General features: G+C 38.2%; 10 protein-coding genes and 1 pseudogene. 6 read left to right on the plus strand and 5 right to left on the minus strand.

Annotated elements, in window-relative coordinates; translation table 11 throughout:
• From ACIQZ6_RS05320 to ACIQZ6_RS05330, 3 genes and pseudogenes are all read left to right on the plus strand, one after another.
• Positions 1 to 191, plus strand: a pseudogene (locus tag ACIQZ6_RS05320) (F0F1 ATP synthase subunit alpha); the annotation flags it as partial.
• 83 nt (positions 192 to 274) lie between these two features.
• Positions 275 to 1,156, plus strand: a complete 882-nt coding sequence (gene atpG, locus ACIQZ6_RS05325; RefSeq protein ID WP_395808934.1) for an ATP synthase F1 subunit gamma — start codon at positions 275 to 277, stop codon at positions 1,154 to 1,156.
• A gap of 55 nt (positions 1,157 to 1,211) precedes the next feature.
• Positions 1,212 to 1,421, plus strand: a complete 210-nt coding sequence (locus ACIQZ6_RS05330; protein WP_395808936.1) for a hypothetical protein — start codon at positions 1,212 to 1,214, stop codon at positions 1,419 to 1,421.
• A 63-nt stretch (positions 1,422 to 1,484) separates the two neighbouring features.
• Here the strand turns inward: ACIQZ6_RS05330 and ACIQZ6_RS05335 are convergent, their stop codons facing one another.
• On the minus strand, positions 1,485 to 2,258 hold the full coding sequence (locus ACIQZ6_RS05335) for a patatin-like phospholipase family protein (protein ID WP_395808938.1): 774 nt from the start codon (positions 2,256 to 2,258) through the stop codon (positions 1,485 to 1,487).
• 33 nt (positions 2,259 to 2,291) lie between these two features.
• On the minus strand, positions 2,292 to 3,320 hold the full coding sequence (gldB, locus tag ACIQZ6_RS05340) for a gliding motility lipoprotein GldB (RefSeq protein WP_395808940.1): 1,029 nt from the start codon (positions 3,318 to 3,320) through the stop codon (positions 2,292 to 2,294).
• Positions 3,321 to 3,417: 97 nt separating this feature from the next.
• Between gldB and ACIQZ6_RS05345 the strand changes: the two genes are divergently transcribed.
• On the plus strand, positions 3,418 to 5,058 hold the full coding sequence (locus tag ACIQZ6_RS05345; protein WP_395808942.1) for an NAD+ synthase: 1,641 nt from the start codon (positions 3,418 to 3,420) through the stop codon (positions 5,056 to 5,058).
• A gap of 399 nt (positions 5,059 to 5,457) precedes the next feature.
• Here the strand turns inward: ACIQZ6_RS05345 and lnt are convergent, their stop codons facing one another.
• Genes lnt through rsmI form a run of 3 tightly spaced genes read right to left on the minus strand, consistent with a single transcriptional unit; the run spans position 5,458 to position 8,381 of the window.
• A complete protein-coding gene (gene lnt / locus ACIQZ6_RS05350) occupies positions 5,458 to 7,074 on the minus strand; it encodes an apolipoprotein N-acyltransferase (RefSeq protein ID WP_395808944.1) in 1,617 nt (538 codons plus the stop codon).
• Entirely contained in the window at positions 7,075 to 7,689 is a 615-nt protein-coding gene (locus ACIQZ6_RS05355; RefSeq protein WP_395808946.1) for a PH domain-containing protein, read from the minus strand.
• A 20-nt stretch (positions 7,690 to 7,709) separates the two neighbouring features.
• Positions 7,710 to 8,381, minus strand: a complete 672-nt coding sequence (gene rsmI, locus ACIQZ6_RS05360) for a 16S rRNA (cytidine(1402)-2'-O)-methyltransferase (RefSeq protein WP_395808948.1) — start codon at positions 8,379 to 8,381, stop codon at positions 7,710 to 7,712.
• A gap of 95 nt (positions 8,382 to 8,476) precedes the next feature.
• Here rsmI and serS point away from each other — a divergent pair, with 95 nt between their 5' ends.
• Positions 8,477 to 9,748, plus strand: a complete 1,272-nt coding sequence (gene serS / locus ACIQZ6_RS05365; RefSeq protein ID WP_395808950.1) for a serine--tRNA ligase — start codon at positions 8,477 to 8,479, stop codon at positions 9,746 to 9,748.
• 335 nt (positions 9,749 to 10,083) lie between these two features.
• Positions 10,084 to 13,521 carry a pyruvate carboxylase gene (locus ACIQZ6_RS05370; protein ID WP_395808952.1) on the plus strand — a complete coding sequence of 1,146 codons (3,438 nt, stop codon included), beginning with the start codon at positions 10,084 to 10,086 and terminating at the stop codon, positions 13,519 to 13,521.
• The last annotated feature ends 56 nt before the right edge of the window (positions 13,522 to 13,577 follow it).

Raw genomic sequence — 13,577 nt, forward strand, 5'->3', positions numbered from 1 at the left:
TTTATGTTGGAACTAAAAACTTAATGAGAAATGTACCTGTAAACAAGGTTAAAGCATTTGAACATGAGTTTATCCAGCAATTAGATCAGCGCTACCCTGAAGTATTACAGGGGCTAAAAGCAGGTAAATTGGATGACACCATTACAACAGCTCTTGAAACAGTAGCTAAGGAGTTGGGTGATAAATATTAATTGAGATATCAGACATTAGATTTGAGATTTGAGAAAAGACATTGGTCTTATATCTCAAGGCTCACATCTTGCATCTAATAACAATGGCTAATTTAAAAGAAGTAAGAAATCGTATAGCATCTGTCTCTTCAACTCAGCAGATTACCAAGGCCATGAAAATGGTTTCTGCAGCAAAGTTGAAAAGAGCTACCAGTGCAATTGTTCAGTTGCGTCCTTATGCAAATAAGATGAGAGAAATCTTGTCGAATTTATCTGCAAGTATGGATGGATCTAACTCTCCTTTTACTCAGGAACGCGAGCCGAATAAAGTGTTGATCATTGCCGTTTCTTCAAATCGGGGTCTTGCAGGTGCATTCAACATGAATGTGATCAAGACTACAAATAATTTGATCGCCGAGAAGTACGCTGAACAATACCGTAAAGGGAATGTCCAGATCGTAGCTATTGGTAAGAAGGTTCAGGATTTTTACGAGAAGCGTAAATACAATGTGATAGGGAATAACAATGAACTATACGCCAATCTGAGCTTCGAAAACACTTCGAAAATTACCGAAACCGTTATGGCTGGCTTTGCTAAGGGTGAATATGACAGGGTTGAACTGGTATATAATCAATTTAGAAATGCCGCTGTTCAGATCCTGACTACAGAACAACTATTGCCAGTTCCAAAGTCAGATAATCTGAATGTGAGCAGTACGCAAACTGATTATATTTTAGAGCCTACTCAGGAAGAAATCGTAGAACAATTGATCCCTAAGTCAATAAAAACTCAGGTATTTAAGGCTGTTTTAGACTCACATGCTTCAGAGCATGGTGCTCGTATGACGGCTATGGATAAAGCAACTGAGAATGCAGGTGATCTGTTGAAAGCTCTTAAACTTTCATACAACCAGGCAAGACAGGCTGCAATTACAACCGAGCTTACTGAGATTGTGAGTGGTGCGGCAGCGTTATCTAATGGATAATTAATTTTGAACTGAAAAATAGATTTGTAAATTTATACCTTCTCAATAAACAGAAATGGAAGATTCATTAAATAAAAATAACGCAACTGCTGAAGCTAACAATCCTGCTCATTACAGTACTATTATAGTAGGTATAGTAATTGGTTTGATTGGTATATTTCTACGTTTCACAGGTTCATGGCCTATGATTAGTACTGTATCCAATGTTTTATGGGTATTAGGAGCAGTAATCTGCCTGAGAGCAGTGGTTAAAATATTGAAATAAGTAATTTATTATATCAATGAAGGCTCATAACCACTTGATGGTTATGAGCTTTTTTTTAGAATGTCATTTTTTTACGATCAATTGCTGAAGCTTTTGATCTGTCTGTAATTTCCTTAATGCAGCTTCGTAAGCAAGCCAGTAGATTTCTTCAGTTTTTTTCACATCAAACACACTAGTTGCACCCATACCATGAGGTTCAATTATTACATCGCAATATTCTGCTTTTACGGCCATATCCGAATTGATAGACATAATTATCGATCGTTCAATGAGCCTACGATAGCTTTCTATAGTATCAGTATCAGGAAGATGGTTACAAGATGATCCGATAATAAAGTCGCAATCCGACCTGAGCGGTTCTACCGGAAAATTATTTAGGATACCCCCATCTATGTAAATTTTCCCATCAATTTCAATCGGTTTAAAAAACACAGGTATAGCACTAGAAGCTAAAATGGGATTAATTAATTCGCCAGAACTGAAGTACTTTACTTTACATTCATTGAAATTGGTAGCGGTAATAATCATGGGTGTTTTCAGGCCCTCAAATGAATTATGAGGGATATATTCCAAAAGAAGAGCTCTGATTTTATCCAATGACATGAGCCCTTTAGCTCTAAAAGCTGGTCTGATATACTTATAAAGGTGGGTCTTCATAAAAACCTTTAGAATTTCGGCAGGTTCCATTCCCTGAGCAAACAATGCACCCACTATTGAGCCAGCGCTCGTTCCACTAATCCTATTGAATTTGATTCCGGCCTCAGATAGAGCTTGTAAAACACCTAAATGGGCAATTCCACGGATGCCTCCGCCAGATAATACTAGTCCGATTTTCATACGTATTGATTACAGGCTTGTGAGATAATAAGATTAATTCCTTGGTTTATAGTTGGAATCTGTCAATATTTTTTGCGAGTCTTTTTCAAGCATCAATTGTTGAAGACTAATCTCCGGATTTTTTTCCATGTATTTTCTGACAATCTGCCAACCGGTCCAAATCCCTAATTTAGGGGCAGATGACGAATTTTCGCCTACTCCAGGTGTGAAAGGGGCCTCAGCCAGATATTTCTGGATCTTCATGTAATCTGACTCAAACAAAAGTTCGTTTTGCAGCAAATATGCCCAAATGCTAGCCTCATTTTCACTACACCATTCCAACTGTTCTTTGGTATAGCCGATCTTCAGTGAGTCATTTGTTTGAGGCATTACTGCATCCATCAGATAAAGAATCTTGCCATTGTAGATCATTTTAGATAATAGATTTCGGTCGCTGTCCTGATCTGGAAACATCTCTTCACGGATAAACGATTCAATAACCCTCGGACTAATATTTTGAGGATTAAATCTTCTGGCAATATAACCAGGTATACTTTGCCTCAAGGCAGGGTAGAAGCGCGATCCGCTTTCGCCTAGAAACATGTCAAGCCCTATTCCAATATAGTCGTTGCCAATGGGAGTTTGTACCGCAAATCCAGACAAGAAACTGATCAATCGCGGTAATTTTTGCTTTGGATAATAGTATCGAATGTATTTAAAAGCCCTATTGATTTCTTCTTCCTGCTGTTTGAGGTTAGGAAAGGTTTTATCGACAGTCGATTTAAGTTCTAAGTAGTCTTTATTTTGAATTATTGACTTTAGATTAGTGTAATAAACAGTGTCATTTACCAAACCTACACTGATTATTTTTTCCATGTAGTCATCAAAGAACCAGGTATATTTTTTTCTCAGAGCAGGAACCTTTTCTGAAATTTCATCGGGTTGAATACTGCCAAGCTCTTGATCAAATCGTTCAATCTTCATATTCAGCTTAATGTTGCTGATATCTGGAGCCTTTTTGTCATTACAAGACAGGAAGATCAGGCATATTAAAAAAAACAGGTAAATTTGCTTGGGTCTCATAGGTACAGATTAACTGCTAAATTATGAAAATGCCTAGTAAATTAGGTATTAAGCTTTTAAATAGGTAATTGAGCCTTTGATGTTAAAGAATTAGAGAATGAAAATAGCCCTTGCGCAACTTAATTACATTATTGGTGATTTTGATTACAATACAAACAAGATAATTGATGCTATTCAGTCTGCAAAACTGCAGGGTGCCGATTTGGTTGTGTTTGCCGAATTGTCTGTTTGTGGCTATTCGCCACGTGATTTTCTGGAATTTACTGAGTTTATTGATCGGTGTGAATTATCTGCACAAAAAATTGCGGCCGCATGTAAGGGTATTGCCTGTATCATTGGTTTACCAACAAAGAATCCAACCATTAAGGGTAAGGATCTCTATAACTCGGCTTATTTTATTGAGGATACTCAAATAAAATCTATTGTCAATAAAGCATTACTACCTAATTACGATGTTTTTGATGAGTATCGCTATTTTGAGCCGGCAGTAAATTTTGCTTGTATTGAGTTTATGGGGCATCGAATAGCCCTAACAATCTGCGAAGATATGTGGAATATCAACGATAATCCGATGTATGTTATTTCGCCAATGGATATGCTAATTAATGAGAATCCCGATCTGATGATCAATATTGCAGCATCTCCTTTTGCGTATAATCATGATGAAGAAAGGGTGCAGATATTAGGAGATAATTGCAGAAAGTATCGCCTACCACTCTTTTATGTTAATCAGGTTGGGGCTCAAACCGAAATTATTTTTGATGGGGGCTCATTGGTCTTTGATCAGGATGGTTCTTTGCTTGATGAATTTCCTTATTTCTCTGAAAGCCTAAAAATTTATTCGTTTGAATACGGAAGAATAATTGGCCATAAACCAATAGCTCATGATTCTCAAAACGATATTCAGCAAATACATGATGCATTGATTCTTGGGATACGGGATTATTTTGAAAAATCTGGATTCAGCAAAGCTATTCTAGGGTTATCAGGAGGCATTGACTCTGCACTCGTTTGTGCACTTGCTGCCAAAGCACTGGGCCCTGATAATGTGATGGCAGTATTGATGCCTTCAGAATATTCAAGTGATCATTCCATTCAGGATGCATTAGATCTGGTTAGTAATTTGGGATGTAAACATGAAATAATACCAATTAAAGAAGCCGCCGCCGCATTCGAGAATATGATGAAACCTGCATTTAAAGATCTTCCATTTAATGTGGCAGAAGAAAATATTCAGGCTAGGAGCAGAGCAATTATTGTGATGGCGATGTCGAATAAATTTGGTTATATACTTCTCAATACATCTAATAAAAGTGAGTGTGCTGTTGGGTATGGAACCTTATATGGTGATATGGCGGGTGCCATTGGCGTGCTTGGCGATTTATATAAAACACAGGTTTACAAGCTTGCTCATTATATGAACCGGGAAAGGACAATTATTCCTGAGAATAGCATCGTTAAACCTCCCTCTGCAGAGCTTAGGCCAGGGCAGAAAGATTCTGATTCCTTGCCAGAATACGATATACTTGATGGGGTATTGTATCAGTACATTGAGCTTAAAAAGAGCGCTGCAGAACTAATTGCAATGGGATATGATGAGGCTTTAGTAAAACGTATTTTGCGTATGGTTAATGTTGCCGAATTCAAACGAAATCAAGCACCGCCAATATTAAGGGTATCTCCAAAGGCCTTCGGAATTGGAAGAAGGATGCCTATTGTGGGGAAATATTTGAGTTAGCAGGTATCTGTTATCAGTTGTCTGTTATCAGTTATCTGTTGTCAGTTATCTGTTATCAGTTATCTGTTATCAGTTGTCTGTTATCAGTTATCGGCTAGTTAGTACTCAATACTCTCTACTCAATACTATTTAGTTGGTTAGTTAGTTAGTTAGTAGTTAGTTGGTTAGTTAGTAGTTATCAGTTGTCTGTTATCTGTTATCTGATGTTGGTTGGTTAGTTAGAATTGCTTTATACTACCTCATTTCAATTGATTGCTCTTCTCTACTTTTTGCTTTCAGCTTTCCCCTTTTTGCTTTCAACTTTCCCCTTTCAACTTTCTCCTTTCCCCTTTCAGCTTTCCCCTTTCAACTTATAACCTACAACCTATAACTTACGACCTACAACCTATAACTTACGACTTACAACCTAAACTTAAAAATCCCTATCATTAGAAATAATGCAAACAGAGCACTTCCTGCAGTTCCGGCTTTTGCGATATAATCGCCATGCTTTACATAGAATGTAATTTCCGCATTCAAATTAATATCCTGTTTCAAAACGCTGGGCATCCACCATTTTGTACGTTGTATAATGGTACCGCGCTGATCAATAAAAGCTGATATTCCTGTATTGGCAGAGCGAGCTACCCATCTTCTTGTTTCAATTGCTCTGAGTTTGGCATATTGCAAATGCTGGTCTTTACCTGAGGTATTACCCCACCAGCCATCATTGGTAATAATTGCGATGAACTGTGCATCTTTCTTAATGTAATCAGCAACATATTCTCCCCAGATTGATTCATAACAAATTACAGGGGCTAATCCAATTCCGCTTTGTGAATAGAATACAGATGGTTCACTCTGTTTACCATAACTTCCCGATGATCCACCAAAGGCTGCGAATGCAGGCTTTAAAAATGCCATTGAATTTGAGAATGGAGTTTGTTCTACTCCCGGAACGAGTTTCGATTTATGATAGAATTGAAGTTTTGCAGAATTCTCAATCAGCACAGCTGCATTGAAAACATCATAATAGATATTTGATCTACTGTCATATCTAGCAGTTGCTGTTATTGCTGTATCATAAATGGCAAAACTTTCTATTCCTGTTACGAGGTTTCCGTTTTTATAATTCTTTAAGAATTTCTGTATTTGGATAAAATTCTCATCTCCTCTGAAACTTCTTTCTTCTGTGCCTCTTGAAATGGCAGTTTCAGGCCAAATAAAAAATTCCGTATTGGTCTGACCTATTGATTCTGATAGCTTAATCAGTTTTGCTACTTGATCAGAAGCAGATAATTTTCCGAATTTCTCATAAGGATCAATATTAGGCTGAACTGCAACTATATTCGCAGGATTGGCCTTTTCCTCATAATTAACGTAGATGAGAATGGAGCATAGTATTGGAATCAACACCAATGCAGCGGTTGAAATCTGAAGTTTGATCTGTTGTGTTTTTGTTGACTTACTTTTTATAGCAAGCAGTGTTTCAAAAACAAAAATATTACATAATAAGACCCACAGTGTTCCACCATATACTCCAGTATATTCATACCATTGAATGAGATAGTGCGCTTCTGCAAAGCCATTTCCAAGATTCATCCAGGGGAATGCCAAATCCCATGTTTGATGCAGGTATTCATACCCTATCCAGAAACAGATTAGTCCGGCATAACTCCATATTTTGCTTGTTATCAGTCTCAGGCGGTAGTAAAGCCAAAAGGCAAGGGTCATCAGCACTGCGCCAAGACAAAAAGGGATCTGTGCAATAATAATTGCCAGCCATGCAGGCATTACTGCGTTTAGAGAGTTGAAAACCCAATATATACAGGTAGTATTCCAAATAAAAAAACAAATAATAGCAATTCTCCAGATTAGTCGGCCTTTCTTTTTTTCTTTTGATTGAATAATGTTTTCTGCGGCCTGAAGTAGCGGCACTAATGCCACAAGCAGGATAAGGGCAGTGAATGGGATTGGCGGCCATGCCAGCCACAGCAGAAATGCGCTAAGTAATGCGAGCTGGTAATTTTTTTTCATTTATAATTGAGATAAAATATCTGCTTTTTTACGTTCGTATTCGTCCTGACTGATGAGTTGCTTCTCAAATAAAATTTTTAATTTTTTTAATTTTTGAGTAAGATCATCTTCCATATCTTTTATTGTACTTTTTACTGTTGAATCTTCATCTTTAACTTCAATGTAAGAGGCATAATCATCACTTAAATTTTCATTTTGTAATGCAGTTTCTGGCCCTGAAGGAATTAATTTATGCTTTTCAAGTTGCTCATTGCAGTATTGAAATAGTTTTCTTGCCTGAACTTTGGGTATATAATCAATGCTTATATTTTCACCTCTTTGAGGGATGGTGATAAACTTTGATCCAAAAAATTCTTCTTTAAAAGATACTTCTTTGACCTCTGCCCAAGTAAATGTGATATAATTGGTGGTAAGTCCAAGGTTTTCTGGAATACAGAATACAATCCGTTTATTGGTTACCGCAATACAATCTGGAATGAGAGTTACAGCTGGTCTTTTCTGAATAGCCAGATAAATTACAGCCTCGCCCGAGGTAAGCATATCGCTTAATTTCCCTAAAACCTTTTCAGCAGTTTTTGGATCCTGATCATCAGATAAATAGTGTTCGCTTAACATAATTTTATTTTTTAATGGTTCTATTTGCCTGCAACGCAAATTACTATTTCACCTTTTAAGGTATGAATTTCATAATGCATTTTTATTTCGTTTAAAGTTCCCCTGACTGTTTCTTCAAACATCTTAGTCAGTTCTCTTGATACGGAAGCCTGCCGATCTGTACCCAGATATTGCCCTAGCTCATCCAGGGTTTTCAGCAATCGATGCGGAGATTCATAAAAAATCATGGTACGTGTTTCGTTTGCAAGCTCCTTCATGCGTGTTTGTCTACCTTTCTTAACCGGTAAAAAACCTTCAAAAGTAAATCTGTCGGCAGCTAATCCTGAATTGACCAATGCCGGTACAAATGCCGTAGCTCCTGGAAGGCATTCTAATGGTATTTCATTTCGGATGGCTTCACGCACAAGTAAAAATCCGGGATCTGAAATGGCTGGTGTTCCTGCATCAGAGATCAGGGCTATTTGTTTGCCTTCTTTTAAAAAGCGAATAACCTCGGTAACTGATTTATGCTCATTGTGCTGATGATGAGAAAAAAGCTTTTTATCAATGCCAAAATGTTTCAGTAAAGGTGCACTGGTGCGGGTATCTTCTGCAAGAATGAGGTCTACCTCTTTCAAAATGCGGATAGCCCTGAAGCTCATGTCCTCAAGATTTCCAATCGGTGTTGGTACAAGGTAGAGTTTACCGCTCATGGTTTCTTATTTTATTTGGGCAAAAATTGAGGAAAAACTCCAAAATCAAAGCCCAAACTCCAAACTGTTTATATCTTTGTCTAAATTTATTAAAGATGCTGCAAGTTAGTTATATCCGTGAAAATAGGGATGAAGTTTTAAATCGTTTATCGGTAAAGAATTTTAAACATCCTGAGCTGGTTGATAATATCATTAAATTAGATGATGACCGCCGGCAAACACAGACGCAATTAGACTCTATTGCTGCTGAGGCCAATGCATCTGCAAAAAAAATTGGCGATTTGATGCGCCAGGGTCTCAAAGATGAAGCAGAAAGCATAAAATTACAGTCAAATACCAATAAGGAGCAGTCTAAAATTCTGAGTGATAAGTTAAGCGCTATTGAAATTCTATTGCAGAATGAGCTCGTCTTGCTTCCCAATTTACCTCATATTTCAGTTCCCAAAGGCAAAACCCCAGAAGAAAATGTGGTGGCTTTAGAAAACGGAAAGATTCCTAAGCTGATGCAAAATGCGCTGCCCCATTGGGAGCTGGCAACAAAATATGATATTATTGATTTTGAACTTGGAAACAAGATAGCCGGTGCCGGATTTCCTGTTTATAAAGGTAAAGGCGCTAAACTTCAGCGTGCGCTGATCAATTTCTTTATGGATCGTGCCGGCGTAGCTGGATACCGTGAAATGCAGCCACCTATCGTGGTAAATGAAGCCTCAGGTTTTGGAACCGGACAGCTTCCAGATAAGGAAGGGCAGATGTACCATATTGGCATTGATAATCTATACCTGATTCCAACTGCAGAGGTTCCGATTACTAATTTATATCGTGATGTGATTTTGAAGGAAGATGAGTTGCCGGTAAAAAACTGTGCATATACTCCTTGTTTTCGCAGAGAAGCAGGTTCATACGGTGCGCATGTTCGTGGTTTGAATAGATTGCATCAGTTTGATAAAGTTGAGATCGTGCAGGTTGTTCATCCATCTCATTCTTATCAGGTTCTTGAAGATATGAGTGCGTATGTTCAGTCACTCCTACAGGCCTTAGAACTTCCTTACCGTGTATTAAGTTTATGCGGAGGCGATATGGGATTTACTTCAGCTAAAACGTATGATATGGAAGTATGGTGTGCCGCACAGGCTCGTTGGCTTGAAGTATCCTCAGTGTCAAATTTTGAAACCTATCAGAGTAACCGCCTGAAACTACGTTTCAAAAGCAAGGAAGGCAAGTCTCAGCTTGCACATACTTTAAATGGGAGTGCGCTTGCATTACCCAGGATAGTAGCTTCTTTACTGGAAAACAATCAGACAGAAAATGGGATTAGAATTCCAGCAGCATTGGTTCCATATACGGGTTTTGAGTGGATCAACTAGTGTGATCATGTTTGTCTTCTGAATAACGGTCTGGATAATAATAAAAAGAGAATTGATTTTTCAATTTCTGCTATCATATTTGGTTAGGTCAGGTTGTTGTTTCATATCATTTTTTTTCATTTTAGAGGTTACAATTTTCATCCATTGGGTAAATAATATATTCTGCGCATTTTAATTTTGCGTTTCTGAATTTCAGCACATTATTATTTCCAATTCTTTATTTTTTCGAAATCTCATAGTCGATTATTGCTTTATATAGTGATTATAAATAGATTTTGAACCGAATCGTATTTTGGTATATATTTTTCTATCTTAGAAATTAATTGTTTAGAGTTATGAATATTAAGAAAATACTGATCGCAAACAGAGGGGAGATTGCGATCAGAATTAGCCGAGCGTGTAATGAGCTGAATATCCGGACAGCAGCAATTTATACCTACGAAGATCGTTATTCACTTCACCGTTATAAGGCCGATGAGGCCTATCAGATTGGTGAGGATAATAACCCTTTAAAGCCATATCTTGATATTCAGGCCATCATAAAAATGGCTAAATACTGCAAAGCAGACGCTATTCATCCTGGATATGGCTTTTTATCTGAAAATCCGGAGTTCGCACGTCAATGTGCCGAGAATGGCATCGTATTTATCGGTCCCAGACCTGACGTTATGATTGCGTTGGGAGATAAGATTCAAGCAAAAACAGTCGCAAAACAAGCTCAGATTCCTATTATAGAAAGTAATGTGCCTGATCTTAATACGCTTGAAATAGCACTTTCTGAGGCACAAAGAATTGGTTTCCCCATGATATTAAAGGCTGCTTCGGGTGGTGGTGGTCGTGGTATGCGTGTGGTTAGAACCGATGAAGAGCTTAGAAAAGTATTTCCTGAAGCCAAGAGTGAGGCTAAAAATGCATTTGGTGACGATACGGTATTTCTTGAAAAATTCATTGAGCGTCCGCGCCATATTGAGGTACAGATTGTAGCGGATAACCATCAGCAGGTGATGCACCTTTATGAACGCGATTGTTCAGTGCAGCGGCGTTTTCAAAAGGTAGTGGAAGTTGCGCCTTCTCTTAATTTGAAAGATCAGACTCGCGAAAAACTATATCATTATGCGGTTAGCATTGCAAAAGCTGTTAATTATAATAATGTCGGTACTGTGGAGTTCCTGGTTGATTCTGATGAGCGTATTTATTTTATAGAAGTTAATCCTAGAATTCAGGTTGAACATACGGTTACAGAAATGATAACTGGAATTGACCTCATAAAAACTCAGATCTATATTGCTGATGGGTACAAGCTTTCTGACCCTGAAATTGGTCTTTCTGATCAGTCGAAGGTGATGAAAAATGGCTTTGCCATGCAATGCAGAATTACCACCGAAGATCCATCTAATGACTTTAAGCCTGATTATGGCACATTAATTACCTATAGAAATGCTACCGGATTTGGTGTGCGTCTGGATGAGGGAAGTACTTATCCGGGAATGAAGATCAGCCCGTTTTTCGACTCTATGCTTGTGAAGGTTAGTACTCAGGGGGCAACTTTACTCGATGCGGCACGTAAGATGAATCGCGCCTTACGTGAGTTCAGGATTAGAGGGGTAAAAAATAATATTCAGTTTCTGGAGAATCTTATTAATCATCCTGTTTTTGTTGAAGGAAAAGCTACAGTTAATTTTATACAGGAGTATCCTGAGTTATTTGCTATTACAAAAGGTTTGGATCGCGGTACTCGTGTTTTATCATTTCTTGGTGATATTTCATTGAATGGAAATCCGGATGTTAAGAACTTTGATCCTGAAATTCGACTTGAGAAACCCATTGTGCCCGAGTTTGACCATACATCTAGCTATCCTAGAGGAACAAAGGATATGCTGAATGATATGGGTGCAGAGGCCTTTTGTACCTGGTTAAAGAATGAAAAGAAGATTTATTATACTGATACCACGTTTAGGGATGGCCACCAATCATTGCTGGCAACACGCATGCGTACTTATGATATGCTTAAGGTTGCTGAAGCTTATGCCAAAGATCATCCTCAAACATTCAGTATGGAGGCATGGGGTGGTGCTACATTTGATGTTTGTTTAAGGTTTCTGCATGAAGATCCATGGGTTAGATTACAGAAATTAAGGGCTGCCATGCCTAATATTCTTATTCAGATGCTGATAAGAGGGTGTAATGGAGTTGGATATTCTGCCTATCCCGATAATCTGGTTGAGTCATTTGTTCAAAAGAGCTGGGAGAATGGTGTGGATGTATTCCGCATCTTTGACTCATTAAACTGGATGGAAAATATAGCCCCATGTATTGATATGGTGCGTAAAACCGGAGGAATTGCCGAGGGTTCTTTATGTTATACCGGCGATATTCTCGATCCAAAGCGAACTAAATATAATCTTGATTATTACTTGCGCATGGCAAAAGATCTTGAAAATGCAGGATCTCATATTTTAGGCGTTAAGGACATGTCAGGGCTTTTAAAACCCCATGCAGCCAAATTGCTGATTGAAGCATTAAAAGACACTGTAAAGATTCCTATACATCTTCATACTCATGATACTTCCTCCCTTCAGTCGGCAACTTACCTCATGGCTATTGAAGCTGGTGTGGATGTGATTGATTGCGCGCTTGGTTCCATGTCGGGAATGACTTCTCAGCCGAATTTTAATTCTATAGTGGAGATGATGCGTTTTCATGAACGTGAGAATCCATATAATGTAAAATCACTGAATCAGTTTAGCAATTATTGGGAAACGGTTCGTGATTATTATCATCCTTTTGAGTCAGGTATGAAATCAAGTTCTGCAGAAGTTTTTCAGCATGAAATACCTGGTGGACAGTATTCAAACCTTAAGCCGCAGGCGATCGCACTTGGGCTTGGAGATCAGTTTGAAGAGATAAAAGAACGCTATGCTGATGTGAATGAGCTGTTTGGAGATATCGTAAAGGTAACTCCTAGTTCAAAAGTTGTTGGCGATATGGCCCAGTATATGGTAGCAAACAACATAAGCAAGGAGGATATATTTACCAAAGGCGATCATATATCTTTCCCGGAATCGGTAGTTTCTTATTTTATGGGTGAGATAGGTCAGCCAGAAGGAGGGTTCCCCCAAGAGCTTCAGCGGATAGTATTGAAAGGTAAAACTGCCATGACTGAACGTGCCGGTAAGAGTTTGCCAGCGCTTGATTTGGATCAGGACTTCAAGGATTTTAAGAAACAGTTCGGTGATGATCTTCCTTATACAACTTATTTATCATATAAGTTTTATCCAAAGGTGACAGAGGATTATCTGCATATGTTCCGTAAATATGGAGATGTTGATGTGGTCCCAACCAAATATTTCTTTTTTGGTATGAAACAGGGTGAGGAAACCACCATTGAGATCGCTCCCGGTAAAACATTACTGGTGAGGCTTCAGTCTATGGGGCCTGCTGATGATAAAGGTATGCGAACTGCTTTCTTTAAGCTGAATGGACAGACCCGTAATATTGAGGTTCAGGATAGGTCTATCAAAGTAACCCGTCAAGAAAATCGTAAGGCCGATAAGGCAAGTGCGCATCATATTGGCTCTCCTTTGCAGGGCATGCTTTCAAAGGTTTTTGTCAAGCAGGGCGATGAAGTGAAAAAAAATCAGCCATTGTTTATGGTTGAAGCTATGAAAATGGAAACCAATATTGCTGCGAGTGCGGATGGTATTGTAGGTGATATTATATTATCTCCTGGAACATTGGTTAATACAGATGATCTGGTACTGGAGTTTAGATAGTGAGTATAAAAGTTTCAAAAAAATATTCATAATCGGACAGAATGATTTTTTTAAAG

The sequence above is a fragment of the Daejeonella sp. genome (genome assembly GCF_044348475.1).
Classification (GTDB): domain Bacteria; phylum Bacteroidota; class Bacteroidia; order Sphingobacteriales; family Sphingobacteriaceae; genus Daejeonella.